This window comes from Dehalococcoidia bacterium, from assembly GCA_022449765.1.
GTDB lineage: Bacteria > Chloroflexota > Dehalococcoidia > Lucifugimonadales > Australimonadaceae > UBA2963.
On record JAKUPZ010000001.1, the window covers coordinates 60746 to 85656 of the forward strand.

The 24911-nt window shown below is 42.1% G+C and carries 24 protein-coding genes; 21 read left to right on the top strand and 3 right to left on the bottom strand.

All coding sequences use genetic code 11. From position 1 onward, the window contains the following. Positions 1–2: 2 nt before the first annotated feature. Positions 3–479 carry an NADH-quinone oxidoreductase subunit C gene (locus tag MK127_00285; GenBank protein MCH2531244.1) on the bottom strand — a complete coding sequence of 159 codons (477 nt, stop codon included), beginning with the start codon at positions 477–479 and terminating at the stop codon, positions 3–5. Then, positions 476–1132 carry an NADH-quinone oxidoreductase subunit B gene (locus MK127_00290; GenBank protein ID MCH2531245.1) on the bottom strand — a complete coding sequence of 219 codons (657 nt, stop codon included), beginning with the start codon at positions 1130–1132 and terminating at the stop codon, positions 476–478. Before MK127_00290 ends, MK127_00285 begins: the two co-directional genes overlap by 4 nt. A gap of 141 nt (positions 1133–1273) precedes the next feature. On the opposite strand from MK127_00290, the gene MK127_00295 reads away from it, so the two are divergent. The 18 genes from MK127_00295 to leuS all read left to right on the top strand — a co-directional run bounded on the left by MK127_00295 (position 1274) and on the right by leuS (position 19871). After that, the gene (locus tag MK127_00295; GenBank protein ID MCH2531246.1) at positions 1274–1909 is read left to right on the top strand and encodes a haloacid dehalogenase; all 636 of its coding nucleotides are present in this window, start codon (positions 1274–1276) and stop codon (positions 1907–1909) included. A gap of 126 nt (positions 1910–2035) precedes the next feature. Next, the gene (locus MK127_00300; protein ID MCH2531247.1) at positions 2036–4084 is read left to right on the top strand and encodes a sodium-translocating pyrophosphatase; all 2049 of its coding nucleotides are present in this window, start codon (positions 2036–2038) and stop codon (positions 4082–4084) included. 69 nt (positions 4085–4153) lie between these two features. Continuing rightward, positions 4154–4954, top strand: coding sequence for an SDR family oxidoreductase (locus MK127_00305; GenBank protein MCH2531248.1), 801 nt, complete (start codon positions 4154–4156; stop codon positions 4952–4954). 36 nt (positions 4955–4990) lie between these two features. Next, on the top strand, positions 4991–5572 hold the full coding sequence (gene dcd / locus MK127_00310; protein MCH2531249.1) for a dCTP deaminase: 582 nt from the start codon (positions 4991–4993) through the stop codon (positions 5570–5572). Between the two features lie 39 nt (positions 5573–5611). After that, positions 5612–6697 (top strand): bifunctional diaminohydroxyphosphoribosylaminopyrimidine deaminase/5-amino-6-(5-phosphoribosylamino)uracil reductase RibD, encoded by a 1086-nt coding sequence (ribD, locus tag MK127_00315; protein MCH2531250.1) that lies wholly within the window; start codon positions 5612–5614, stop codon positions 6695–6697. Between the two features lie 5 nt (positions 6698–6702). Next, positions 6703–7287, top strand: coding sequence for a riboflavin synthase (locus MK127_00320; GenBank protein MCH2531251.1), 585 nt, complete (start codon positions 6703–6705; stop codon positions 7285–7287). 2 nt (positions 7288–7289) lie between these two features. Then, the gene (locus MK127_00325) at positions 7290–8498 is read left to right on the top strand and encodes a bifunctional 3,4-dihydroxy-2-butanone-4-phosphate synthase/GTP cyclohydrolase II (protein MCH2531252.1); all 1209 of its coding nucleotides are present in this window, start codon (positions 7290–7292) and stop codon (positions 8496–8498) included. 58 nt (positions 8499–8556) lie between these two features. After that, positions 8557–9054: a 6,7-dimethyl-8-ribityllumazine synthase gene (gene ribH, locus MK127_00330; GenBank protein MCH2531253.1), complete on the top strand. Its 498-nt coding sequence runs from the start codon at positions 8557–8559 to the stop codon at positions 9052–9054. A 2-nt stretch (positions 9055–9056) separates the two neighbouring features. Further along, positions 9057–9500 (top strand): GatB/YqeY domain-containing protein, encoded by a 444-nt coding sequence (locus tag MK127_00335; GenBank protein MCH2531254.1) that lies wholly within the window; start codon positions 9057–9059, stop codon positions 9498–9500. Positions 9501–9521: 21 nt separating this feature from the next. Then, positions 9522–10229 (top strand): phosphoribosylformylglycinamidine synthase subunit PurQ, encoded by a 708-nt coding sequence (purQ, locus tag MK127_00340; GenBank protein ID MCH2531255.1) that lies wholly within the window; start codon positions 9522–9524, stop codon positions 10227–10229. Then, positions 10229–12436, top strand: a complete 2208-nt coding sequence (gene purL, locus MK127_00345) for a phosphoribosylformylglycinamidine synthase subunit PurL (protein ID MCH2531256.1) — start codon at positions 10229–10231, stop codon at positions 12434–12436. The genes purQ and purL overlap by 1 nt, the downstream gene beginning before the upstream one ends. A gap of 165 nt (positions 12437–12601) precedes the next feature. Continuing rightward, a complete protein-coding gene (gene rplI, locus MK127_00350; GenBank protein ID MCH2531257.1) occupies positions 12602–13204 on the top strand; it encodes a 50S ribosomal protein L9 in 603 nt (200 codons plus the stop codon). 29 nt (positions 13205–13233) lie between these two features. Continuing rightward, positions 13234–14604, top strand: a complete 1371-nt coding sequence (dnaB, locus tag MK127_00355) for a replicative DNA helicase (protein ID MCH2531258.1) — start codon at positions 13234–13236, stop codon at positions 14602–14604. Further along, a complete protein-coding gene (locus tag MK127_00360; protein ID MCH2531259.1) occupies positions 14594–15241 on the top strand; it encodes a DnaD domain protein in 648 nt (215 codons plus the stop codon). Before dnaB ends, MK127_00360 begins: the two co-directional genes overlap by 11 nt. Beyond that, the gene (locus MK127_00365) at positions 15171–16532 is read left to right on the top strand and encodes an ATP-binding protein (protein MCH2531260.1); all 1362 of its coding nucleotides are present in this window, start codon (positions 15171–15173) and stop codon (positions 16530–16532) included. The genes MK127_00360 and MK127_00365 overlap by 71 nt, the downstream gene beginning before the upstream one ends. Before the next feature lie 18 nt (positions 16533–16550). Next, positions 16551–16985 (top strand): HIT domain-containing protein, encoded by a 435-nt coding sequence (locus tag MK127_00370; GenBank protein ID MCH2531261.1) that lies wholly within the window; start codon positions 16551–16553, stop codon positions 16983–16985. After that, positions 16978–17355, top strand: a complete 378-nt coding sequence (gene crcB, locus MK127_00375) for a fluoride efflux transporter CrcB (GenBank protein ID MCH2531262.1) — start codon at positions 16978–16980, stop codon at positions 17353–17355. The genes MK127_00370 and crcB overlap by 8 nt, the downstream gene beginning before the upstream one ends. Positions 17356–17396: 41 nt before the next feature. After that, positions 17397–19871 carry a leucine--tRNA ligase gene (leuS, locus tag MK127_00380; GenBank protein ID MCH2531263.1) on the top strand — a complete coding sequence of 825 codons (2475 nt, stop codon included), beginning with the start codon at positions 17397–17399 and terminating at the stop codon, positions 19869–19871. Positions 19872–19880: 9 nt separating this feature from the next. On the opposite strand, the gene MK127_00385 is transcribed toward leuS, so the two are convergent. Next, a complete protein-coding gene (locus MK127_00385) occupies positions 19881–22466 on the bottom strand; it encodes an SMC family ATPase (GenBank protein ID MCH2531264.1) in 2586 nt (861 codons plus the stop codon). Between the two features lie 191 nt (positions 22467–22657). On the opposite strand from MK127_00385, the gene MK127_00390 reads away from it, so the two are divergent. Genes MK127_00390 through MK127_00400 form a run of 3 tightly spaced genes read left to right on the top strand, consistent with a single transcriptional unit; the run spans position 22658 to position 24884 of the window. After that, complete coding sequence (locus tag MK127_00390; protein MCH2531265.1) at positions 22658–23455, top strand: electron transfer flavoprotein subunit beta/FixA family protein; 798 nt, start codon at positions 22658–22660, stop codon at positions 23453–23455. After that, on the top strand, positions 23455–24420 hold the full coding sequence (locus tag MK127_00395) for an electron transfer flavoprotein subunit alpha/FixB family protein (protein MCH2531266.1): 966 nt from the start codon (positions 23455–23457) through the stop codon (positions 24418–24420). Before MK127_00390 ends, MK127_00395 begins: the two co-directional genes overlap by 1 nt. A gap of 17 nt (positions 24421–24437) precedes the next feature. Then, complete coding sequence (locus MK127_00400; protein ID MCH2531267.1) at positions 24438–24884, top strand: hypothetical protein; 447 nt, start codon at positions 24438–24440, stop codon at positions 24882–24884. The last annotated feature ends 27 nt before the right edge of the window (positions 24885–24911 follow it).

Sequence of the window (24911 nt, forward strand, 5' to 3'; positions counted from 1 at the left end):
AATTACCCTCCATGAGGCCACGTATAGGGTAATGGCGGTTCTAAATAATCGCGTCGCAAGGCATGACCTTGGAATCCTTCCCATGTCAGAATCCGAGAAAGATTTGGATGGCCATCGAAAGAAATTCCGAGGAGATCCCAGACCTCTCTTTCCTGTAAAATTGCACCTTTCCAGATTGTATGCACGCTGGGAACAGAAAGATTGTCTCTCCCGTATACCCGAGTTTTCAAAATCGCCATTTTCTTATGGCTTAGGGAAGTAAGGTGGTAGACAACATCAAAAAATTCGATGTAATCAACAGCGGTCAGGGAATTCAAAAGACCATAATCTTGGCCAGGATCTTCTTTAAGGTATGTACAAATTTCTACGATTGATTCTGGCTTGACCCATACCCCGCTACTATCAGACAGTGTAATGGAATTAGGGAAAGCAGATTCAATAGAGTCCCCTAATTGTTGTATTGCTATTTGTACACTCATGAACGGTGCACACCTGCGGCATGACTACGTATACTGTATTTCTTTATTTTGTCATGCAATTGCATGATCCCGTAAAGTAGAGCATCGGGTCTTGGTGGGCATCCCGGTACGTATACATCAACAGGAACAATGTGATTCACGCCTGGGACTACACTATAGCCTTGATAGTATGGACCACCGCTCGTAGCGCAAACTCCCATCGCAATTACCCATTTTGGTTCAGCCATCTGATCATAGATTCTTCGAACAGCTGGTGCCATTTTCCAAGTCAGTGTGCCTGAAACAATTAGAAGATCTGCTTGGCGAGGCGTTGCTCGCATTGCTTCCATTCCGAATCGAGATATATCAAAACGAGACATCGCTGAGGCAATCATCTCAAAAACGCAACATGCTAGACCAAATGCAGCGGGCCATGTGGCAGATCTCCTACTCCAGTTAAGTAATGCATCGATAGAGGTGACTGCAATATTACCTTGCAAATTTTCAGGTACGTAAATAGAAGGGTCAGGAAAAGCTTCTTGAGCGCTCCATTTTAATTGCTCAATAGATTCACCTTCAATACGCTCGGTATCCCAACCTTCAATGGACGGAGGTCGAGGCTGACCGTAAGGTGATACAAGTTCGTTGCTAGTTGGCTGAAATGGGTTAACCATGCCTAAAATAGATTCCTACTGCACCGGGTAATGACCAATTTGATCCTATCTCAAAGCACTCGAAGCATAGCATATGCCTAGATTAAGTGAAATGTAGCACAATCTTTTTTTACTCTGTTAACCTTCTCTCGGAGAACTTTAATGAGCCGAGAAAAAAAACTTCAAGAAATTGCGACAATTTCCCTTGCCGAATTCTCAAAAAAACATGAATTGCGTGAGCAGGCGATCAAGGTTTCACGCGAAATTATAAGAAACTCTGCAAATGCCATAAGAGCGATACACCGAAATGATCTGATCAGCGCAAAATCTTTGATTGAATCAGCTAGAAATCAAGTAGCAGATACAAAAACGATACTTGAGGATTATCCCGAGTTATATTTCACCGGATATACATTAGATGCTCAGAAAGAGTATGCAGAAGCCTGTTTTGTTTACGCTGTGATAGTTAAACAAGAGTTGCCCATACCTGGGGAAATGCAGATTGAAACATCTTCTTTTCTCAACGGTTTGGCAGAAGGTGCAAGTGAACTTCGCCGGTACATATTGGACTCTCTTAGAAAAGAAGATGTTTCTCGCACAGAAGAATTTATGGAATGGATGGATGAAGTCTATAACTTGCTTGTGTTGATTGACTTTCCTGATGCATTGACTTCCGGTTTACGGCGTACCACGGATCAACTTCGAGGGGTTTTAGAAAGAACTAGAGGTGATTTGACTATGACGTTGCGCCAGAGGCGGTTAGAGAAATTGCTGGAAGCATTGGAAGGAAAATTTTAGGAATAGGCTTAAATTGCTGACCTGCGATATGTTGAAAATTCAGGTCTTTAAGTAAAATTCGCCTTGTATGTTCAAAAATCATAAAACGGGATAGTTATTTTGGCCTGTTCCGTTAAGGAGGTAGATATGGACGGCTTAGTTTTGGCCTTAGCGGCTGGAGTTTTAGCGATAGTGTTTGCGGGATATCTTGCTAAACGGGTTCTAAGTGCAGATGAAGGAACAGATCGGATGCAAGAAATTGGCGCTGCAATTCAGGAAGGTGCGAATGCTTTTTTGAAACGTGAATATACGGTCCTAGCGGGCTTTGTTGTGATCGTTTTTGGTGTACTTTTAACACTAGGTTATCTTCAAGATGAGCAGAGCCCTGAGACTGCAATCGCTTATTTAGTGGGTGCAATTGCATCTGCAATAACAGGGTTTGTGGGTATGCGTATAGCTGTTAAATCCAATATGAGGACCGCAGCAGCAGCGCAACACGGCTTAAATAAAGCTTTGCGGGTAGCTTTTTCTAGCGGTGGAGTTATGGGAACTACCGTCGTCGGGATAGGGATACTTGGGACTGCAATATTATGGATGATTTTTGAGGATCCCAAAATAGTTGCGGGATTTAGCTTTGGCGCATCCAGCATTGCTTTATTTGCACGTGTTGGTGGAGGTATATATACCAAGGCTGCTGACGTTGGTGGAGATCTTGCGGGCAAAGTAGAAGCGGGTATTCCCGAAGATGACCCCCGCAATGCTGCAGTTATCGCAGATAATGTAGGTGATAACGTAGGAGATGTTGCAGGGATGGGAGCGGATTTATTTGAATCTTACGTTGGTTCAATAATTGCGGCTTTGGCGCTTGCTGCTACGGCTAGTGCCTTTATTACTTCTGACAGCCCTGTAGATAATTTGTACATACTACCTTTCCTTATAGCTTCGGTTGGTATTGTGGCTTCAATTTTAGGTACGTTTATTGTTCGTACAGGAGAAACTGCAAATATTGGAAGCTTATTATGGTCGCTACGTCGAGGAATATTTGCTGCTTCGCTACTTGCTCTTTTAGGATCATTTGGAGCTATTTATTGGTTGTTAGAAATTGAATCTTCCTTAGGTGTCGAGAAAGTTTGGCAGTTATGGGGGGCAGTAGCAGTAGGTCTTGTTGCAGGCGTGATTATTGGGGTAAGTACGGAGTATTACACTAGCTATGAGTACAAGCCGACTAAAGGTATCGCCGCTCGTTCCGTTACTGGACCTGCAACAATTATTATCACGGGTTTTGCTACAGGAATGCTTAGTACAGTCATACCCTTAATAGTGATTGCTGTTGCGGTACTTGGAGCTTACGAGCTAGCAGGAGTTTATGGCATAGCTATCGCTGCAGTTGGAATGCTGTCTACCTTAGGCATAACGCTTGCTACTGACGCTTACGGACCAGTTGCTGATAACGCCGGAGCTATTGCAGAACAGGCTCATCTCGACCCTGAAGTGAGGGAACGTACTGACGCTCTAGATTCCCTCGGGAATACTACAGCTGCAACGGGTAAAGGCTTTGCAATAGGTTCTGCAGTATTAACATCTTTGGCTTTGATGGCAGCTTATGCCGAAGTCGTAGGTTTGGATGCAATTGATTTGTTGAAAGTATCAACGCTAGTTGGGCTTTTAATCGGAGCTTTGATGCCATTTGTGTTCAGCGCGCTTACTATGGAAGCTGTAGGTCGTGCTGCCCAGGACATGGTTGAAGAAGTACGAAGGCAATTCAATGAAATCCCTGGATTGCGCGAAGGTAAAGAAGGTGTTCGTGCAGAATATGCTAAATGCGTGGATATAAGCACAAAAGGTGCGCTGCGTGAAATGATTATCCCTGGCTTGCTAGCGGTTATTGTTCCCATTGTGGTCGGATTAATACCATTTTTGGGAGCAGAAGCGGTAGGAGGTTTACTTATTGGATCTATTGCTGCTGGCTCTCTTCTTGCAATTACGATGGCTAATGCTGGAGGAGCATGGGACAATGCGAAAAAATTTATTGAAGCAGGAGCCCACGGTGGCAAAGGTACCGACGAACATGCAGCTGCGGTTGTAGGTGATACAGTCGGAGACCCATTTAAAGACACTTCAGGGCCATCGCTGAATATTTTGATAAAATTAATGGCAATTGTTGCTGTAGTGTTTGGTAGTACTTTTGTTTCTTAAAATCTTTTAGTATTCACAATGCGGACCACTAATTTTAGTGGTCCGCATTGTTGTTTCAAGGGAGAAAACGTGAATTTAAATATTGCCGGTAAAAATGCTTTAGTTACTGGAGGAACACGAGGTATCGGGCTTGCTGTAGCGAATGCATTAGCTGACGAGGGAGTTAACGTTGCTTTGTGCTCGCGCAATGAGGAAGAGGCGACAAATACCGCTAATAATATACGTACTTCTAAGGGCGTAAAATCTTTAGGCATTCGTGCAGATACAGGTGTTTCCTTAGATATTCAGAGTATGGTTGAGATTACGTTTCAAAATCTCGGTGGTATAGACATTCTTATCAATAACGCTGCGCGAGTTGGTGGCACCGGAGGCCCTGACACTCTCAGTTCCCTAAATGAAGAAATGCTTCAAAATGATTTTGACGTGAAAATATTGGGGTATTTAAGGTGCGCTAAAGCAGTGCTGCCCTATATGGAAAACTCGGGATGGGGTCGAATAATTAATATGGATGGCATGGCGGCACGCAATGCGGCTGGAATTAGTGGAGGCATGCGGAACGCAGCTGTAATGAATTTCACCAAAGTAATGTCTGAAGAAGTTGGAGTTATGGGTATCACTGTGAATGCTGTTCACCCTGCTGTTAGTAAGACAGAAGCCTTGATCCAAAGACTTGAGGCAAATGCAAAGAGAGATGGAGTTACGATAGAGGAAGCCGAGCAAAAAATTGCAAAAAATAATGCTATTAAAAGACTCGTTACTTCAGAAGAAATAGCATCGATTGTTACTTTCCTTTGTTCCCAGCAGGCTGGCTGTATAACTGGAGAAGCAGTTGCACCTGCAGGTGGTAATTCAAGAAGTGTATTCTATTAACCCCCGTGGGCTGTAGAATGTCTTTGGAGGAGATATATGGTCCTTAGTGACCGAACAATACGAGAAGAATTGGCAAAAGGCCGTATAGTTATTAACCCTCTTGAGGAAGGTTGTATTCAGCCTGCAAGCGTTGATTTGCATTTGGATCGTAATTTACTAGTTTTTAGGAATAATAAGATTCCCTATATAGACGTACGTGCGAGTAGTGAACGCCTTACTGATATGGTAACTATGGCTGATGATGACCCGTTTATGCTGCACCCTGGTGAATTTGTCCTTGGTAGCACTCTTGAGCATGTTGAAGTCCCTTCTGACCTAGTAGCTAGATTGGAAGGTAAAAGTTCTCTTGGGAGAATCGGTTTGCTAATTCATTCAACTGCAGGCTATGTAGACCCAGGGTGGAAGGGTCACTTAACGTTGGAATTGAGTAATGTTTCTAATTTCCCAATAACTCTCTATCATCGTATGAAAATAGGTCAAATTTCATTCTTGAAATTAACAACACCTGCAGACGTTCTTTATGGATCTGCCGAATTAGGGTCCAAGTACCAAGGCCAGCAAGACCCGACTCCAAGTAAAGTCCATTTGGATTTTGATAAAACTGAGGGTCACGCTTAATAGATTGGGATTTTTTCTCCTCTCAAGATTGGAGGAACATTGTTGTCTCAAAATCAATACATGAGTCGCGCAATTGAACTTGCTCAAATGGCGAGTGGGCATACAAGTCCGAACCCTCCAGTGGGTGCCGTCCTTGTTAAGAATGATCAAATAATAGGAGAAGGGTACACTTTGCCTGCTGGTCAAGATCATGCCGAAATCGTTGCTCTGAAGAATGCTGGTTCTAATGCGTTGGGTTCTGAATTATATGTAACGCTTGAACCTTGCGACCACTTTGGTAGAACGCCGCCATGCACAAGAGCCATCATCGATGCAGGGGTTAGAAAAGTTCACATAGCTTTAATGGACCCTGCACCGCATACCAAGGGACTAGGTGTTAGGAGCCTCGAATCTGCCGGAATTCAAGTTTCAATTTACGAACCCACACAACAATCTCTTCAATTAGTGGAGGCATTTGCTAAGCATATAACAACGGAATTTCCTTTTGTGGTAGCAAAATTTGCTATGAGTTTGGATGGGAAAATTGCCACAAAATTAGGTGAATCTCAATGGATTTCTAACGAGGATTCAAGGGCATACGCTCATATACTCCGCTCAGAATGCGATGCGGTAATTGTAGGTATAGGAACAGTGATAAAAGACAATCCTAGACTTACAGCCAGAGTGAAAACTCCGTTGGTTAAGCAGCCTCTCAGAGTTGTTCTTGATAGCGCCGGGCGCTTCCCTCGTTCTTCAGCGATGCTGAAAGAGGAAGGCGAAACTTTAATAGTAGTTTCTAACGAGGAGGCCGCTAGTCGCATTAAATTAATGGGCTTGGATGTTTTTATTGCTCCTAATTCAGAGGGGGCAATAGATATTTCGACACTACTCAAGGAATTAGGACGTAGAGGCATTGTATCTGTTTTAATAGAGGGAGGCGCTAACGTTTTAGGTTCTGTATTTGAAGCGCGACTTGTCGATAAAGTCGTCGTATTTATTGCACCTAGAATTATTGGAGGCTTAGGATCACCATCGCCTGTATTAGGGGACGGTATTGATGTACTTGCAAACGCAGTAAACTTGATAGATGTTCGGGTAACTGAACTAAATGGAGATATTGTGGTCGTGGGCTATATGCCGGGTTAAGGATTATGTTTACTGGAATAGTTGAAGAGCTTGGTAAGGTAATTGAGATAATGCCCAATCATTTGTGCATTGAAGGGCATGTTGTTATGGAAGCGCTTGAAATCAGCGATTCAATTTCTATCAATGGTGTATGTTTGACTGTCGTTGCTATAGAAAATAATTCGCTATGCGTTGACTTAAGTGCTGAAACTCTTAGGCGTACTAACTTGGGATTTGTCGAGGAAGGCCAATCAGTGAATTTAGAAAGAGCAGTAACCCCTTCAACCAGAATGGGAGGGCATATTGTACAAGGCCATGTAGACACCTGTGGGACAGTTGTGGATTTATCGGGGTCAACTACTGACTATGTATTAAAAATTAGCCTTGACGAAGATTATTCAAAATACATTGTGGGGAAAGGGTTTATAGCTATCGATGGAGTAAGTCTTACAGTGGTTGAGACTATTGATAATGAATTTACGATTGCGGTAATCCCATATACTTTAGAGAATACGGTCTTGAAATCGCGTAAACTTGGAGATTTGGTAAATATAGAGATAGATATTTTTGCGAAATATATAGAGCGCTTTATAAGCGCTAAGCAAGGTTAAAAATGCCCAGAATTACAGTGTATGAGGCAATTGAAGATATTCGCAGCGGCAAGATGCTCATCGTAGTAGATGACGAGGATCGTGAAAACGAAGGAGATTTTGTGATAGCTGCCGATTGGGTCACACCCGAAGCAATAAACATTATGGCAACTCATGGCCGTGGATTGATTTGCGTTCCCATGATTGAGGAACGGTTATTAAAATTGGAGATCGACCCGATGGTTGCTCATAACACTTCGAAGCATACTACTGCATTCACGGTTTCAGTCGATGTGAACAATGGCGGGACCGGCATTTCAGTTTTTGACAGAGCTGAAACAGTTAAAGCGCTTATTGGGCAGGAGACATTACCTTCTGATCTAGCAAGACCTGGACACATGTTCCCGTTGCGCGCTCAAGAAGGTGGAGTTTTGGTTCGAGCGGGGCAAACAGAAGCTAGCGTAGATCTTGCAAAAATGGCATCCCTTACACCTGCAGCCGTGATTTGCGAAATCATGAGTCAAGATGGAACTATGGCCCGCATGCCTGAACTGGAAGAAATTTCGGAATCTTTGGATATAAATATAGTTACCGTTGCAGATATAATTGCCTACCGATTGGAGCATGAACGTTTGATAGAACGCGTAGCAGAAGCACGGTTGCCCACCGACTATGGTGAGGCGAGAACGATTGCTTACCGTTCTGAAGTGGACCATTCGGAACATGTAGCCCTAGTCTTTGGAGATGTCGATACTGAAAACCCCGTATTAGTAAGAGTTCATAGTGAATGTCTGACTGGGGACGTTTTTGGAAGCTTGCGTTGTGATTGTGGTGTTCAAAGAGATATCGCAATTGATGCTATTGCTAAAGAAGGGAATGGAGTTTTTCTTTATATGCGGCAAGAAGGTCGAGGGATAGGCCTGCACAACAAGATAAAGGCGTACGCACTTCAAGATAACGGTGCAGATACTATAGAAGCAAATCAAGAATTGGGATTTGCACCGGATTTAAGACATTATGGCGTAGGTGCACAAATTCTTGTTGATTTAGGCGTTCAGAATATGCGATTGATGACTAATAATCCCAAAAAAATAGTTGGGCTTGAAAGTTACGGATTGAAAATTACTGAGCGAGTTCCTATTGTGGTGAGTAGTAATCCTGAAAATGATTTTTACTTAAAGACCAAGCAAAAAAAAATGGGGCATTTGCTTGATTCTCAAGAACTAAAATAACATCGAGTCAAGTACCTTAAATTTACTGTTCTTATTCAGTTGACTGGTTAAGTATCAAATGGCAAACGAAATTATTGGAAACCTTGATGGTCAAAATTTACGTATTGGCGTGATAGTTTCCCAATTCAATGAAACTATTACTGCTAGACTCCTGAAAGGAGCTCGTGAAGCGGCCGATTCTCATGGTATTAAAGAAGAAAATATTACTATAGTTTTTGTGCCTGGTTCTTTTGAATTGCCCGCTGCAGCAAGCAAAATGTTGGAAACTTCTAATTGGGATGCGGTTGTGGCATTGGGCTGCGTGATTCGAGGAGAGACACCTCATTTTGACCTTGTCGCATCGGAATCTGCACGAGGTATAAGTGAAGTTTCTAGGAAATTCGGCAAGCCTGTCATATTTGGTGTTTTGACTACTAATAATATGGATCAGGCATTAGCTCGGTCAGGCGGTTTTGCAGGGAATAAAGGTTTTGACTCAATGTCAACGGCGATCAAGATGGTGGGGGTCTTCGACGGGATTGAAAAATTTACGAATATTAACGGAGCTGCGGAATAATTATGTTACTTCAAGATCGACTAAATGATGATTTAAAAACAGCAATGAAGGCTCAAGATATCCTTACGAAGGATACAATCAGGCTGATTAGGGCTGCTATAAAAAATGTTGAAATCGAAAAAAGAAGTGAGCTCCCAGAAGAAGCTGTAATTGATGTTTTAGCAAAAATGTCTAAGCAGTATAGGGATAGTATCTCTACATACCGTGATAATGGGCGCGAAGATTTGGCAAAGAAAGAGGAAGATGAGCTTGAAGTGTTGATGCGTTACTTGCCAGCGCAGCTTTCAGAAATTGAAATCAGAGACTTGATTAATGCAGCTATAGCTGAAACTGCTGCTGCTGGGCCTCAGGACCGTGGCAAGGTTATGGGGATTATTATGCCTAAAATTAAGGGGAAGGCTGATGGAGGCGTAGTAAGTAAAATTGTTGGGGAGCTATTGGGCTGATTTACAATATATGAGGATTCTTTGAGTAATAAATTTGGAGTTCTAGTTTTTCCAGGGACATGGTCTGAGGGCGATTGGCTTTACGCATTATCAGAGGTAATGGGGCTTAATGCAGAGTACGTTTTTCATAAGCAAACTAATCTGCATGAATTTGATTGCCTTGTGATTCCTGGTGGTTTCTCGTACGGAGATTATCTAAGACCCGGTGCAATCGCACGATTCTCCCCTGTTATGGGCTCACTCATAAAATTCGCCAATGCTGGAGGGCCAGTGGTTGGCAGCTGCAATGGATTCCAAGTTTTATGTGAAGCTGGATTACTTCCTGGAGCATTAATAAGAAATAAAAGTTTGGAATTTCGGTGCCAAAGCCAAAATCTTAGGGTTGCAAATAATAATTCACCATTTACTTCAGAGCTGGATATTGATGAGATTCTTTCATTACCCATATCACATGGCGATGGGAACTATTTTGTGGATGAGCAAACTTTGGCGCAGATGGAATCGAATGGCCAGATAGCGTTCCAATACTGTAATTCTGATGGGGAAATCACCGATGAATCTAATCCTAATGGCTCGGTCTCTAATATTGCAGGAGTTACTAATGAGTCAGGGAATGTACTTGGACTGATGCCTCATCCTGAGCGAGTTGTTGAGCAAATTTTAGGTGGAACGGATGGATTGAAACTTCTGGCTTCAATAAATAATTTTCTTTCAAGGCCAGAAAATTAATGGAAAACCTACAACTACTACTTGAGCAAACAGCGTTAACCAACGACGAATATGATCTAATTGTTCGAAAAATTGGAAGAGATCCTAATGTTCTGGAATTAGGGCTTTTTGGAGCTTTGTGGAGCGAGCATTGTGGATACAAGCACTCTAAATCATTACTGAGAACTTTTCCCAATGATAGTGAGGCTGTAAAAGTTAAAGCTGGCGAGGAAAACGCAGGGGTAATTGATATCGGCGATGGCCTAGGAGTGGTCTTTAAGATTGAATCACATAATCATCCTTCTGCTGTAGAGCCTTATCAAGGAGCAGCTACAGGCATAGGGGGCATTGTTAGAGATATTCTTGCGATGGGCGCACGGCCCATTGCATTACTTAATTCCTTACGATTTGGAGAACTAAGCAAAGCGCGTAATAGGTACTTGTTCGAGGGAGTAGTAGCAGGGATTTCTGGGTATGGGAATTGTATAGGAGTTCCGAATGTTGGTGGAGAAGTGTTGTTTGCTCCTTCCTATGATGGTAATCCTTTAGTTAATGCAATGTGCGTAGGACTTCTTCAGATTGACCAATTGATGCGTTCTGCCGCCACAATACCAGGTTCACTTTTGATGGTAGTTGGATCTGCTACGGGAAGAGACGGAATCCATGGAGCTTCAGGCCTTGCCTCTAGATCTTTTGACGAAGATCGTGAAATGAGACCTACAGTCCAGGTAGGTGATCCATTTTTAGAAAAAGTGTTGATTGAGGGATGCTTGGAAGCTGCCAGCAGTGGTTATGTAGACGCTATGCAAGACATGGGAGCTGCAGGTTTGACAAGCTCCGTAATGGAATGCGTTGCGAAAGGTGGTACTGGGGTAGATTTAAATGTTGATTTGGTTCCAAGAAGAGAATCTGGCATGTCAGCATATGAAATTATGCTTTCTGAATCCCAAGAACGCATGTTATTGATAGTCCAGCCCGAAAATGAGGAGCACGTAAAATCGCTATTTGCTAAATGGGATCTAGTGGCAATAACTATTGGTACAGTGACGAGTAGTGGACGTGCACGAATTTATGAGGGAGGTAAGATTGTTGCTGATTTAGACATACCCACATTGGTAGAAGCTCCTATTTATCAGCCAGATTCACGCCGACCAGCTTATTTAGATGGATTGTTGAATGTGGCTATGCCGCCTGCGCCTAACGTCAAAGATGTTTTGAAAATTTTCAAACTGCTTCTAGCATCTCCTAATATTTCTAGCAAAAAGCAGGTTTATAGTAGGTATGATCATGAAGTACAAACGAGAACTGTGGTAAAGCCTGGGGAAGGGGATGCTGCAGTCCTTCGGTTAAAAAAGTCGACAAGAGGTTTGGCTGTATCAGTTGATGGTAACGCAAGATACACCTATTTAAACCCTTATGTAGGTGGAGCTATGGCAGTGGCGGAAGCGTGCCGAAACGTAGCGGTGACTGGCTCAACGCCAATAGCAGTTACAGACTGCTTAAATTTTGGGAACCCTGAAAAACCAGAAGTTTATTATCAATTGCAAGAATGTATTCGTGGCATGTCAGATGCATGTCGTTCTCTAGGGGTTCCTGTCATCAGCGGTAATGTTTCCCTTTATAATGAAACAGAAGGAAAATCTATTTTCCCGACAGCAATTGTTGGTGCGTTAGGGGTAATTAATGACTGTGAAAAGCTTATCCCCACAAGCTTTCAAAATATAGGCGACTGTGTTTTATTAGTTGGTCAAGGGCTGAATATTGACGAAACTAGTATGCCCGCAAGCGAGTACCTAGCTAGGATGTATGAATTAGAGGCTGGTAACCCGCATTTTGATTTGCAGAGGGAAGCATCGCTCCAAAAATTCCTATTAGAAGTTGGAGCATTAGGATTGTTAAATTCAGCACACGATTGTTCGGAAGGTGGTGTAGCAGTCGCAATTGCAGAGTGTTGCATAGTCGGAGGGATAGGATTCAATGGGACTGGTGATTGGCAGAACCCTAGGTGGGATACCGTTTTATTTGGCGAACTACCATCACGTGTAATTGTAAGTTGTGATACTGCAGTAGAAAATCAATTAATGGAAATTGCATTGCGCTATGAATTACCTATCACGAATTTAGGGATAACTAAAGTGGAGGATTTTACGATCGATTCACTACTAACATGCTCAATACACGAATTGAGTGATGTTTACTACAAAGGGCTGGATAACGCCTTGAATTGAACGTAGGTACGTTATTTGTGTATTTTGATTTCTTTCACCACTTGCGGTTTTTGCTACTAGTAGATTCAAATTGAGACATCATGTTGGCGCATGTTTTTATTGTTATCCGTTATCATTAAGTATTAGGGGCATAAAAAAGCTCGTTTTAATAGTCAGGGGAGTTTTATGAAGGTAATTTTTTTAGAGGATGTTGTCGGAACTGCGGATGCGGGCGAAGTAAAAGAAGTCAAAAATGGTTTTGCTCGTAATTTTCTTTTACCGCAAGGCCTTGCTGCGCCTGCCACAAAAGATCAAATTCAAAGAGAACAGGCTATAAAAGCTGCTGCAGTAGAGAAAAGATTGAAATTTTCACAAGAATGGAAAGTAGTAGCTGACGCTGTAAATGGAACACAGATTTCACTGGAAGTTCGTGTTGGGCCTACTGGGCGTCTTTTTGGTTCCGTTACTAGTAGGGCGATTGCTGAGAAATTGTCTGAGGAAACCGGTCGTGATATTGACCATCGTCATGTTTTGTTAGGTGCTTCAATTCATGAACCAGGGGATTATGACGTTACTATCAGACTATATCGGGATGTAACTGCAGAGATTAAAGTTAAAGTCATTCCTGAAGGGTATGTTGCTGCAGAGGATGAAGCTTTTGGAGACGTTGATACACCTGCAGAAGATTCGCAGGCTATGAATGAAGATTCCCAGATCGTCGATGCAGAAGCATCAGATGAAGCAGAAATTACGAATGAGGAATCGGAAGTTACAGAAGAAGCTGACTAATTGCAGTCCTTGGAGAGCGTGAAGACTAAATGTATGCAGAGAAACTTCCACCGCATGACCCTGATGCTGAAGAAGCTGTCGTAGGCTCTCTTTTGATTGACGGAGAAACAATTAATCGTATTGCGACTGTGGTTAAATCAGAAGATTTTTACCGAGAGCGTAATCGGTGGTGTTATGAGGCATGTCAATCGCTCTACCATCGTGGGGAGGCAATTGATCAGATTAGCGTTGCAAGAGAATTATCCTTGAAGGATAGATTGGAAGAAGTAGGAGGGGCTGCTTATCTTAGCCACCTTGTCAATGTAGTCCCTACTTCTGTTCACGCAGAGTTCTTTGCGCAGATCGTTAATCGTACAGCGACAATGCGCAGGCTTATTCAAGCAGCAAGTGAGATTGCAACGATTGGCTATAACGATGCGCCTGACACTGAACAGGCTTTGCAACAAGCAGAAGACTTATTATTTAAAGTTCGCAATACTCATGTGACTCGAGATTTTGTCACTATCAGAGAAGTACTGGATCAATACCTTGAAGATACCTCGAATATTGAGGCGATGGATCAGAGGGTTGCTCCTATTCCGACTGGTTATACAGATATAGATAATGCGCTTGGGCGGTTGCAGCGAGGTGATTTGTTTATCTTGGCGGCTCGACCTGCACTAGGAAAATCTACCTTGGCAATGAACATTGCAAGAAACGCAGCTGGTCAGGGTGCCGTTGTAGGTATTTTTAGTTTGGAAATGAGCCGGGAACAATTAGCATTAAGGTTGCTTTCCGCGGAATCCGAGGTCGATAGCTATTTGATGCGTTTGGGTCTCTTGGGTGAATCAGCTACAGATCGGGTTATGACAGGAATTGGTGAGCTTTCTGACTTATCAATATATATGGATGATTCTCCTGCACAGGCTGTACTAGAAATGCGCGCGAAATTGAGGAGATTACACACCGATCGTGGTGTCGATCTTGTGATCGTGGATTACTTACAGTTGATTGCAGGTAGAGAAAGCAGAGGAGAGAATAGGGTTCAGGAATTAAGCGAAATAACTAGGCAACTTAAGGCAATCGCGCGAGATCTGAACGTTCCTGTTATTGCGATTTCCCAGCTTTCTCGTGCCATAGAGCAAAGACCAGACCATTATCCCCAGTTGTCGGATTTGAGAGAATCTGGTTCTATTGAACAAGATGCAGATGTAGTTGCTTTTATACACAGAGAAGATCGATACACTACGGCAGAACAATGGGAGCAAAGGCACCCGACAGAGCCGTATCCTGAAAACTTGGCTCAGCTAGTGATAGCTAAAAATCGCCATGGTCCTACGAAATCAATACATTTGTATTTTAGAGGGAATTTCTCTAGATTTGAGAATCTTGCAACTGAGTTAACTTCTAATGAGCGGTGATTTGTTTAAAGGGTTTGACTCTAAAAATAAACTCATCCCAGTGCCTAGCGTGCTTTTAAGTTCGCTTCTTGTCGAAATTGACGATTTTGCAGAACTGAGATGTACTCTTCGTTTATTTTGGCTACTTTATCAGGCCAAAGGTTTTCCTAAGAAAATAAGATTTGAGCATTTGTGCAATGACGACGTATTACTTAAGTGTTTAGGTACGCCTGAAGCAATTAAGGAGGGTTTCAAAAAGGCCATCAATAGAGGAACCGTTTTAGAAACCGATGGCTGGTACAGAGTTAACAATGGACAAATAGACGAAAACGAAACTCGATTTCAGTTAGATCAACTAGCGGTTCTTGAGCTGCAGCACGATCGCCCGAATATATTTAGTCTTTATGAAGAGAATATTGGCTTGATTACTCCAATAATTGCTGAAGAATTGCAATACGCGGAAAAGGAGTTTCCTCCGAGTTGGATTCAGAGTGCGATTGAAGAAGCAGCAAAGAATAATGTTCGTAATTGGCGTTATATAATGGCGGTTCTAGATTCTTGGAAAACCAAGGGGAAGGGAGGGTTTCGTGGAGAGCTTGGGCGACATACTGAAAAGATTACAGCAGCAGAGTATATCCAACGCCGACGTAATTCCTAATTGGGTAGAAGAACTAGAAAATACGAATGACCTAGTGACCTGTACCTTTTGTGGCGGCAGAGGCTGGGTAAGGGCAGATCTTCCAGTTAACGACCCAAAGTTTGGGACTGCTATTCCGTGTACCTGTAAAAGAATTGACCAAGGCGATATCCGCCTGCCTAGATTGCAAAAATTCAGCAACCTCGGGGTACTTGGGACTGTTGATTTTGATGATGTTTCCAGAACTGGACCTTCCGAGATTGCCGAGTCACAAGCACGTTATCTAGCAGCTTATGATGCTGCCCTTGAATTTTGTAATAATCCACTAACTACCATGGTATTTGTAGGCGGGAATGGTACTGGTAAAACTTATTTGGCTGCAGCAGTTGCTAATAGTTTGATTAATAATGGACATCCCGTATTTTTTTCGTTTGTTCCTGATCTGCTAGACCAACTCAGAGGGTCATTCACCTCAGATGCTGATTTCAATTACGATGAAATGTTTGAGCAAGTTAAGAATGTCCAAGTACTGATATTAGACGACTTGGGCATACAAAGTAGTACGCCCTGGGCCGAGGAGAAACTGTTTCAAATAATTAACCACAGATTCCTTAGTTCTTTACCAACATTGATTACTTCATCCGTTCCACTTGAAAGGATGGATGGGAGATTGCAAAGTAGGTTGTCAGATCCTAGAACGTCACGCGTTATTGATTTAGGTGGTAGTTCTAGGACTAGAAGTAATACTATGGGGCTTATCGAACCAACAATGCTGAAAAATATGACTTTTGGCTCGTTTGATATAGAGGGAAAGGCATATGATCGACAAGGGAGAGAGACTTTAAATGCAGCTAGAGCAATATCTTTAGCATTTTCAGCTAATCCCGAGGGTTGGCTAGTCCTTGTTGGGGACTCAGGTTGTGGGAAAACGCACCTAGCAGTTTCAATTGCTAATGACCGTATGGCAAAAGGTGATGAAGTTTTTTTCGCTTTTGTGCCAGACTTACTGGACCATTTGCGCTACACCTTTAGCCCAGATAGTCGAGTAACATATGATGAATTATTTGATCGTATAAAGCAGGCTTCATTACTGATGCTTGACGATTTAGGATCTGAGAGTTCCACAACTTGGGCTAATGAGAAGCTTTATCAAATAATTGTTCATAGGCACAATGCCCAACTTCCTACTGTAATAACTACACGAGCCATCCCCTCTGCTGCTAAAGACCCTGTTGCTTCCAGGTTAAATGACGCCAGGTTAGTCCAGATAATGCCAATTACAGCTCCAGATTATAGGGATGTAGGTCGTTAGGAAGGAAGTTACCCTGTTATGGGAACGAATTTTGAAAGCCGCCTAAGCGAGTGTGTATTTTGTGATGTCATCGCAAATAGAGTCCCGCGTAAAGTGCGATACCAGGATAATGAACTAATTGTTTTTGAGAATGCTTTAGATTGGGTTCCTATTATGTACATAATTGCACCTAAGGTACATTTAACTCAGTCGGAATTTTGGTGTTCAAGTCTATTCCTTAATGCTACTAGAGTAGCGGTGCAAATCGGTGAATCTGATGCAGTAAATGGATTTAGATTGGTATCTAACTTTGGGGATGATGCAATGCAATCACAGCCGCACGGGCATTTGCACCTTTTAGGCGGGGATCATCTTGGTTTGTATGTGGATTTTCCAGATAAGAGCGAATTCTGGTTGAAAATTTACGGCCAGAGTGCGTATGATCCTAAGAAATTCCGAGCACTAAATGATTGAATTGCTACTTGTAGGAGCAGGAGGGTTTATTGGTTCTACTTTTCGCTATGTGTTGATGCAACTTTTTTCCAACATTGCAAGCAATTCTAGTTTCCCATGGGGGATTTTTATAGCCAATATTTCAGGCTCTTTATTAATAGGACTATTGGCAGGTTTAACGGAATCAAGAAATGCCATTAATCCGGAGATTCGTTTATTCCTATTCGTGGGGTTGCTGGGAGGATTTACTACTTTCTCTTCTATAACGAACGATACACTTACGTTATTTCGTAGCTCGCAATTTGTCTTGGCCTTCGCAAATATAGGACTTACTGTATTTTTAGGAATGCTATTCGTTGCACTAGGTTATTTTCTGGCTCGTTCTAATTAATTTGAGTAATATACTTCATATTTCCCAACTCCGGAGATTGAATGACTACCCGTAAAAGAATTTCAAACATGCGATATGACCCTCAAGAAATTGACGGGAAATGGCAGCAAAAATGGGAAAAGGACGATATATATAAAATTGACGAAAGTTTAGATCGTCCGAATTGGTACGCTTTAACTATGTACCCCTATCCTTCAGGTGATTTACATGTGGGTCATTGGTATGCCATGGCTCCTTCCGATGCACATGCGAGATATATGCGAATGCGTGGTTATAACGTACTCCATCCGATGGGATTTGATGCATTTGGATTGCCTGCAGAGAATGCTGCTATAAATCGCGGTATCCACCCCCATACATGGACAATGGATAATATCGAAAGGATGCGCGGGCAGCTACGTTCGATGGGATCGATATACGACTGGAGCCGAGAAGTAGTTACGTGTGACCCCAAATACTATCGTTGGAATCAATGGTTTTTCTTAAAAATGTATGAAAAAGGTTTGGCTTATCGCTCGGCTGCTCCAGTTAACTGGTGCCCGACATGTCAGACTGTGCTTGCAAACGAGCAAGTAGTAGATGGTAGATGCGAAAGGACGGACGATATTGTTGTCCGTCGTGAGATGGATCAATGGTTCTTCAAAATTACTGATTATGCAGATGAATTATTAGATTTCTCTGGCGTGGTGGAATGGCCTGAGCGTATTCGGTCTATGCAAACTAATTGGATTGGAAGGAGCGAAGGCGTAGAAATATCTTTTGATATTTCTGACTATGGTCTTGCAGAAACAGAGATAAAAGCTTTTACAACTCGAATAGACACCATTTTTGGGGTTACTTACTTGGCCCTTGCACCTGAGCATCCCCTGGTTGAGAAAATAGCAACCTCTAATCATATTGAACAAATTCGACAATATATCAATAAAACTAGTGAAGAATCTGAGATCGACAGGCTTGCAACTGATCGAGAAAAGACGGGCGTGTTTACTGGGGCGTATGCAATAAATCATCTAAATGGATCTCATATTCCAATATGGATTAGTGATTATGTCCTTTTAACGTACGGAACAGGGGCAGTAATGGGTGTCCCTGCACATGATCAAAGAGACTTCGAATTTGCTCAAAAATTTGAGTTACCAATTACTGTTGTAGTTAGCCCTCCCCAATGGGACGGTTCTGATTTACAAGCTGCATGGGTGGAAAAAAAGGGAGTACTAGTAAATTCACAACAATTTGATGGACTTCCTAATCACGAAGGATATGAAGCCATTGCCGATTTAGTGGAATCTGCTGGATATGGAGGAAGAAAAGTTGGTTATAGGATTAGAGACTGGCTGATCAGTCGCCAACGCTACTGGGGCACCCCCATACCTATAATTTATTGCGATAATTGTGGTGTTCAGCCTGTCCCCTTTAATGAATTACCTGTCCTTTTGCCTGAGAATGCAGAATTTAAACCAACGGGGGAATCTCCTTTAAAATATAGTAGTGAATTTCTCAATGTGCCATGTCCTTCCTGTAGGATTCCTGCCAGGCGAGAGACAGATACTATGGACACTTTTGTAGATTCATCCTGGTATTTCTTACGTTACGTCAGCCCTGAATCTTTAGACGCTCCGTTTGATTCGAACAAAATAGGATTATGGAACCCGGTTGATCAATATACTGGTGGTGCAGAGCATGCTGTAATGCACTTACTCTATGCTCGATTTTTCACAAAAGTAATAAGGGATTTGGGCCTAATTGAATTTGGGGAACCTTTTTTAAGGCTTTTTAACCAAGGCACTGTTCTCTCCAACCATACAAAAATGAGTAAAAGCCGAGGCAATGTCATTGCCCCTGATATTTACACTAAAGAACTTGGGGCGGATGTGGTTCGACTATACCTGATGTTTATGGGCCCTTGGGAAGGTGGTGGTGACTGGAGCGATTCTGGTATTAATGGTGTTGCCCGATGGGTGAATCGTTTATGGGATTTATGTACTAAAACCTCAGAGGCGCTGCCAGAAAAGGAGCAGGAATTAGATCGAGAGCTTTTAAGGAAAATGCACCAAACGATCAAAAACGTAATTACTGATTACGATCGATTTAAGTACAACACAGCTATTGCTGCGATGATGGAACTTACAAACGCCGCGTCTCCTGCATATGAAAAAAAATTAGTATCACAGAAGGTTTGGATTGAATTAATTTCGAATCTTCTACTTTTGATTGCACCGATGGCTCCGCATTTGTCTGAAGAGCTTTGGGAGATTATTGGCAAGGAATATAGTATCCATCAAAACATGTTGCCTGCGTGGGATGAAGAGCTGTGCGCAGATGATGAAGCAACACTTGTGGTACAGGTTAATGGCAAGGTTAGAGATAAAATTATGGTGGCTGCATTAATAAATGAAGAAGATGCTCGGGATGTGGCACTATCTTCAAATAAGATCCAGGAGCATCTTTCAGGGAAAGAGATTGTAAAAATTGTGTTTGTTTCAGATAGATGTTTATTGAGCATAGTGGCCAAATAAAGCAAGCTATCAGTAAACTGAGAAAGTAGAACCTTCAGCAGTACGTCGAACTTCTATCCTTAAAGGGAAAGCCTCTTTAATGGAATCTAGGTGTGTAATTACCAATATACATTCAAACTGATCCTCAATTGCCTTTAAGACCTCAATTATTCGATCTCTTCCGTCTGTGTCTTGCGTCCCAAACCCCTCATCTATAAACAATGTTGGTAGAGGTGCTCCGGAACGCCATGCTAGCAATTTACTAAGAGCTATCCGTATAGCAAAATCGACTCTGAAACGCTCTCCTCCACTAAACATTTCATACGATCGCGTACCTAGTTCATCCGCGACGATTATTTCTAGAGTTTCAGCAACATCAGAGCTTGTATTCGCACTTTTTCGTTGCTTTTGAGTTTCTAATCGTATAGACATTTTCCCGTCGCTCATACGGTGGAGTAACTCATTGGCTTCGTCTTCTAACCGAGGAATTGCGGCTTCAATTAACAGAGCTTGAACGCCTCCCTTCCCAAAAGTTATTGCTAACTCAGTGTAAATTGAAGATTCAAAAGCTAAATTTTTCCGCTCATTTTCTAATGCGCTTAATTCAAGTTTCGCTTTTTCAATTTCCTTCAATTCTTGTAATAAGGATCCTTCTTCATTCAGTAATTTGTTTTTTTCGGATTGCGCAATTTGCAAGGAGTTATCAAGGGCTGCTTTTTCTATATTTAAAGAAGAAAGCTCTTTGACTTTTTCTCTGATGGAAACCAATTCAGTCGTATTTCGAGCTAAATCATCTTCATTATCCTGAATTCGGGCTTTCAACGATATTTGTAACTCCAAGTCTTCATTCAGCCTTGAGTTTGCTAAAAGAAGCTTCTGATGAGACTCTTCCCATATGAGAAGCTTTGAGATTTTGTCCTTAGACAATTCGATTAGCTGAGGATCGTAATTTAACTCATTTAATTGCGCTCGGATTTTTTCGCACTCGACTTGTTCCCTTGGTGCATAATTACACTCTTTAAGATTGATTTCGAAGCCTGAAAGCTCTGCCCGTAGTTTTTCGTACATCTCAAATGCTTTCAAGGAATTGTCTAGAAGGGTTTTAAGCTCTCCTCGGGTTCTCTCCGAGTCGATTATTGCGGAAGTAATACTCGCATTAGAATCGTTATATTGTTTCTCTAGGCGTGTATAGATCGACTCTTCGGATTCGATCAGTTCGCTTTTTTCTTTATATAAGGAACGCTGAGATTCAATTGTTTGATTATAGGTTTTCTGGAGCCGTTCAATGCCATCTGCAGTTAGTAACGTTTCGCACAATGGACAGCTATGTTGACTGGAGTGGGCATGCTGAAGGATTTGTAATTTTTCCTTAGTGGCATTTCCTTCTGTGTATAAATTATTTTTTGCATGCTTGAGTGCTTCTATTTTTTTGTAACGCTCATTATTTTTTTTGTGATCTTCAGCTAATTCAAGCAGCTGGCTTTTGAGTTTTTCAATTTCGATACCAACAGAACTGTACTGAGACTCTAAAGAATTTCGAGAGTCGATCTTGGGTTGGAGCTCATTCTGCATAGTCTGTTGGATGGAGGCGATTTTCGCTTCTAAACTCACTCGAGATTCGTTAATTATTTTTTCTAAAGGTGCTAGTTCTACTTGGAACGCTAAAGCCTTTTGTGCGGTAATATTCAAGGAATTGAGGATTGCTTTTTCGTCCTGTAGAGCAGCGTATCCTTGAAGAATTGGTTCTGAGCTAGCCTGAATTTCATAATGTTCATTAATTTTAGATTCAAGATTTAGTAACTCTGTATCAAATTCTTTTTTTCTTCTGCTATATCGTTGCTCAGATTCTTCCCTATCAATTTGGTAAGATCGCAATTGCTCTAATTCAATGATGGTTGAATTAATTGTGCCCAGCTTCAAAAGCAAGTGAGCTTCCAAATCATTGGATTTGGCTAGCTGATTCCCTACGCTGGATAATGCAATTTTTTTAGCATCGTAATTTGAAATTTGTTCTTCTAGCCGGAGGCTTATCGAATTAGACGTAGACAGATGACCTTGCAAATCTCGTGCGTGCATTTTGGCACGATCCTCTAACCGATCATAAAGTCCTAATCCTAGTACTTTAGTAAGAACCTCTTTTCTTTGTGTGGGGCTAGACATTGTAAAAGCATCTGCTCGGCCCTGGACGAGGAATGCGCTATTCACAAATGTGTCATAGTCCATATTGATTAGCCGTATAATGAAAGACTGAGTAGCGGTAATTGAGTCCCCAGTAATAGGGGCGTAATTACCATCAGTATTTTTCAAATAAAGTTCTAAAGAGCTTTGAGGAGTGCTTCTAGCCTTCGAGTATCTTCTAGAAACACGATATCGATTATTCGAAATATCAAAAATGAGATCGACTGACATCTCATTTTGCCCATGATGTAATAGTTGGTCTGTTCTTTGCCCCCGAGCTCTGCCCCATAGAACCCAAGTTATTGCATCCAATAACGCAGATTTTCCGTTGCCATTGGGGCCGCAAAGGCATGCAACATGTACATCTTCGAGCACGAGATTCGGTGCCGCTTCTCGGTAGGATAAGAAATTCTTTAATGAAAGTTGTATAGGTAGCAAAATTTGCTCAATAAATAAAGATAAGTAATTTTATCATCGTTTTTTTTAAGTGATCCGATGAGGAGTATACAAAAAATATGATTTCTGGTTACAGAAATCTTGCTACCCTTGGGGGTGGGTGCTAGCATCATGGTGATGGAGATTCAAGATTTCCTGAATTTAAGCGTGAGATATAGCGGAGCTAGTAATCAATGACTCTACACATAGTGGTTACAGCCAAGCAAGTTGTAGACCCTGAAACTCCTGCTTCAGCCTTTGTAATAGAAGACAAAAAAGTGGCTATTTCTGCAAATTTTTCGCCCGTAATTAATGGGTATGATGAACAAGCGGTGGAAGCGGCCTTAAGAATTAAAGAAGCTGTTGGAGATGCTCGGATTACGGTCCTTTCCTGTGGCCCCAGTTTTGCTTTGGATGTAATAAAGAAGCCCTTGGCTATGGGCGCTGATGATTTAATTTTGCTTCAGGATCCTAATTTTGAAAATAGTATAGATCCAACCTTAGTGATAAAAGCACTTGCCATTGCTATAAAGAAAATTGGAGATGTAGATTTAGTTATTTCAGGCAGGCAAGCCAGTGATTGGGACAATGCTCTTGTACCAATTGGGATAGCTGAGTTTCTTGATTGGCCTTTGGCCACAATTGCACGAAAAATTGATGTTGAAGGTACGAAAGTGACAGTTGAACGTGTGCTCCCCGATGGGTATGAAATAGTAGAAACATCAACACCTGCGGTTATTACTGTTTCTAATGAGTTAGGGAATCCACGATACCCGAATATGCGCGGCATAATGGGAGCTCGTAGGATTCAACCAACAATTTGGGATACTAATGAGTTAGAACTAGCGGGAGAAGCCGTAGATATTGCGATGGAGCTTGTCTCACTGGAAAAACCTACCAAGCTGGTTCAGACAGAGATCATTGAAGGCGAGGACGAAGCAGATTCTGGAAGGAAGTTAGCACTAAGATTAAGAGAAGAGCGTGTGATTTAATGGCAAAAGCGTTGATTGTAGGTGAAATTCATAATCAGGAATTGACTGCAACAACTCTTGAAAGTATTGCTGCTGCACAAATACTTGAAGCCTCGAGCATAGCGGTAATAATTGCGGGTTATGATATTGAGTCTATTGCAGAGCATGCGATATTTGCAGGTGCTGATCATGTCTATACTGTTTCAGAAGGTCCTGCAGCAGACGGTGAATTCGACGATCTTGTAAATGCGGCGTACAAAGTGGCCATCGAAATTAAGCCTGATTTTGTTTTAGGTTCCAAAACAATTACAGGTCGTGACGTTATGCCTCGACTTGCCTTTCGCTTAGGTACAATTTTAGTTACAGATTGCATGTCACTGGAGCGTGATGATGCTCGGCGAATTTGCGCTACTAGGCCGACGTATGGCGGGAATGTGAACGCAAAAGTTGCATGTCTTGGAGAACCCGCGGTTTTGTCATTGAGACCTAAAAGCTTTGAAGTAAATGATTCAGACCGCTCTAGGAAAGGCGAAATTCAGGAAGTCGTATTTGACTCGAATATTCGCACGAGAGTAATCAAGAAAATTGAAGAACAATCTGAAGGAATAAGCCTTCAAGATGCCAAGACTGTCATCGCCGGAGGGAGAGGCCTTGGCGGCCCTGAAGCATTTTCAAAACTTCATGATCTCGCTCTAGTCCTGGGGGGGGCAGTTGGAGCATCTCGTGCTGCATGCGATGCAGGGTGGGTTCCTTCGAGCTATCAAGTAGGACTTACAGGAAAAACTGTGACACCTGATTTATATATTGCAATAGGTATTTCTGGAGCGAGTCAGCATATGGCAGGATGTAGCAATTCAAAAACACTTGTTGCAATCAATAAAGATGAGGGAGCAAATATTTTCAAAGAAGCAAGATTCGGTGTGAAGGGTGACTGGGAAAAAGTACTTCCTGCATTCATAGAGCAGTTACACGAGTTAATAGATTAAGAATACAAGGTGAACTGATGGCAGATTCTGAATTTGAACGAGAAATGGCTGAGGCAATAGAGAATGCTGAAATTGCTGAAGTTGTCTGCGTTATTTTACCGATGATCAACCAATGCCTTGTATTTGATAGTCGGGCTACGGAAAATGATCCGCCCATTATTACCGTTTCAGCCCCTCTTGGATCTGCAGATCGACGCTTGCGGCATGTTAATCGTGCCAGACCGCACCTTCCTCATGCTCATGCTTTAGCAGTTATCCCTTGGCATAGCTCAATTCAAAGCTTGGTAGATTCATTGGTTTGGGAGATGCTATTTCGCAGGATTACCCTATCGGGCTCTTCTCTTTGCTTGGAACAGTGTTCAAACGCCCTTGAAGAGCTTAAGCAGTTTGAAAGGCAGGCTATGGTCTCTATGATTAGAGGACAGGGTCCATATCATACAATTTGGTCTCGTTCTTCGACTTAATGCTTGCTAGAAATAACATTGTTTAAA

Bases quoted from the DNA above. Each gene is read 5' to 3' on its own strand.
- MK127_00285 (MCH2531244.1), bottom strand. From the start codon at position 479: ATGAGTGTACAAATAGCAATACAACAATTAGGGGACTCTATTGAATCT.
- MK127_00320 (MCH2531251.1), top strand. From the start codon at position 6,703: ATGTTTACTGGAATAGTTGAAGAGCTTGGTAAGGTAATTGAGATAATG.
- rplI (MCH2531257.1), top strand. From the start codon at position 12,602: ATGAAGGTAATTTTTTTAGAGGATGTTGTCGGAACTGCGGATGCGGGC.
- MK127_00300 (MCH2531247.1), top strand. From the start codon at position 2,036: ATGGACGGCTTAGTTTTGGCCTTAGCGGCTGGAGTTTTAGCGATAGTG.
- MK127_00335 (MCH2531254.1), top strand. From the start codon at position 9,057: ATGTTACTTCAAGATCGACTAAATGATGATTTAAAAACAGCAATGAAG.
- MK127_00295 (MCH2531246.1), top strand. From the start codon at position 1,274: ATGAGCCGAGAAAAAAAACTTCAAGAAATTGCGACAATTTCCCTTGCC.
- MK127_00370 (MCH2531261.1), top strand. From the start codon at position 16,551: ATGGGAACGAATTTTGAAAGCCGCCTAAGCGAGTGTGTATTTTGTGAT.
- MK127_00290 (MCH2531245.1), bottom strand. From the start codon at position 1,132: ATGGTTAACCCATTTCAGCCAACTAGCAACGAACTTGTATCACCTTAC.
- ribH (MCH2531253.1), top strand. From the start codon at position 8,557: ATGGCAAACGAAATTATTGGAAACCTTGATGGTCAAAATTTACGTATT.
- MK127_00390 (MCH2531265.1), top strand. From the start codon at position 22,658: ATGACTCTACACATAGTGGTTACAGCCAAGCAAGTTGTAGACCCTGAA.
- leuS (MCH2531263.1), top strand. From the start codon at position 17,397: ATGACTACCCGTAAAAGAATTTCAAACATGCGATATGACCCTCAAGAA.
- MK127_00325 (MCH2531252.1), top strand. From the start codon at position 7,290: ATGCCCAGAATTACAGTGTATGAGGCAATTGAAGATATTCGCAGCGGC.
- crcB (MCH2531262.1), top strand. From the start codon at position 16,978: ATGATTGAATTGCTACTTGTAGGAGCAGGAGGGTTTATTGGTTCTACT.
- MK127_00400 (MCH2531267.1), top strand. From the start codon at position 24,438: ATGGCAGATTCTGAATTTGAACGAGAAATGGCTGAGGCAATAGAGAAT.
- MK127_00395 (MCH2531266.1), top strand. From the start codon at position 23,455: ATGGCAAAAGCGTTGATTGTAGGTGAAATTCATAATCAGGAATTGACT.
- dnaB (MCH2531258.1), top strand. From the start codon at position 13,234: ATGTATGCAGAGAAACTTCCACCGCATGACCCTGATGCTGAAGAAGCT.
- purL (MCH2531256.1), top strand. From the start codon at position 10,229: ATGGAAAACCTACAACTACTACTTGAGCAAACAGCGTTAACCAACGAC.
- MK127_00360 (MCH2531259.1), top strand. From the start codon at position 14,594: ATGAGCGGTGATTTGTTTAAAGGGTTTGACTCTAAAAATAAACTCATC.
- dcd (MCH2531249.1), top strand. From the start codon at position 4,991: ATGGTCCTTAGTGACCGAACAATACGAGAAGAATTGGCAAAAGGCCGT.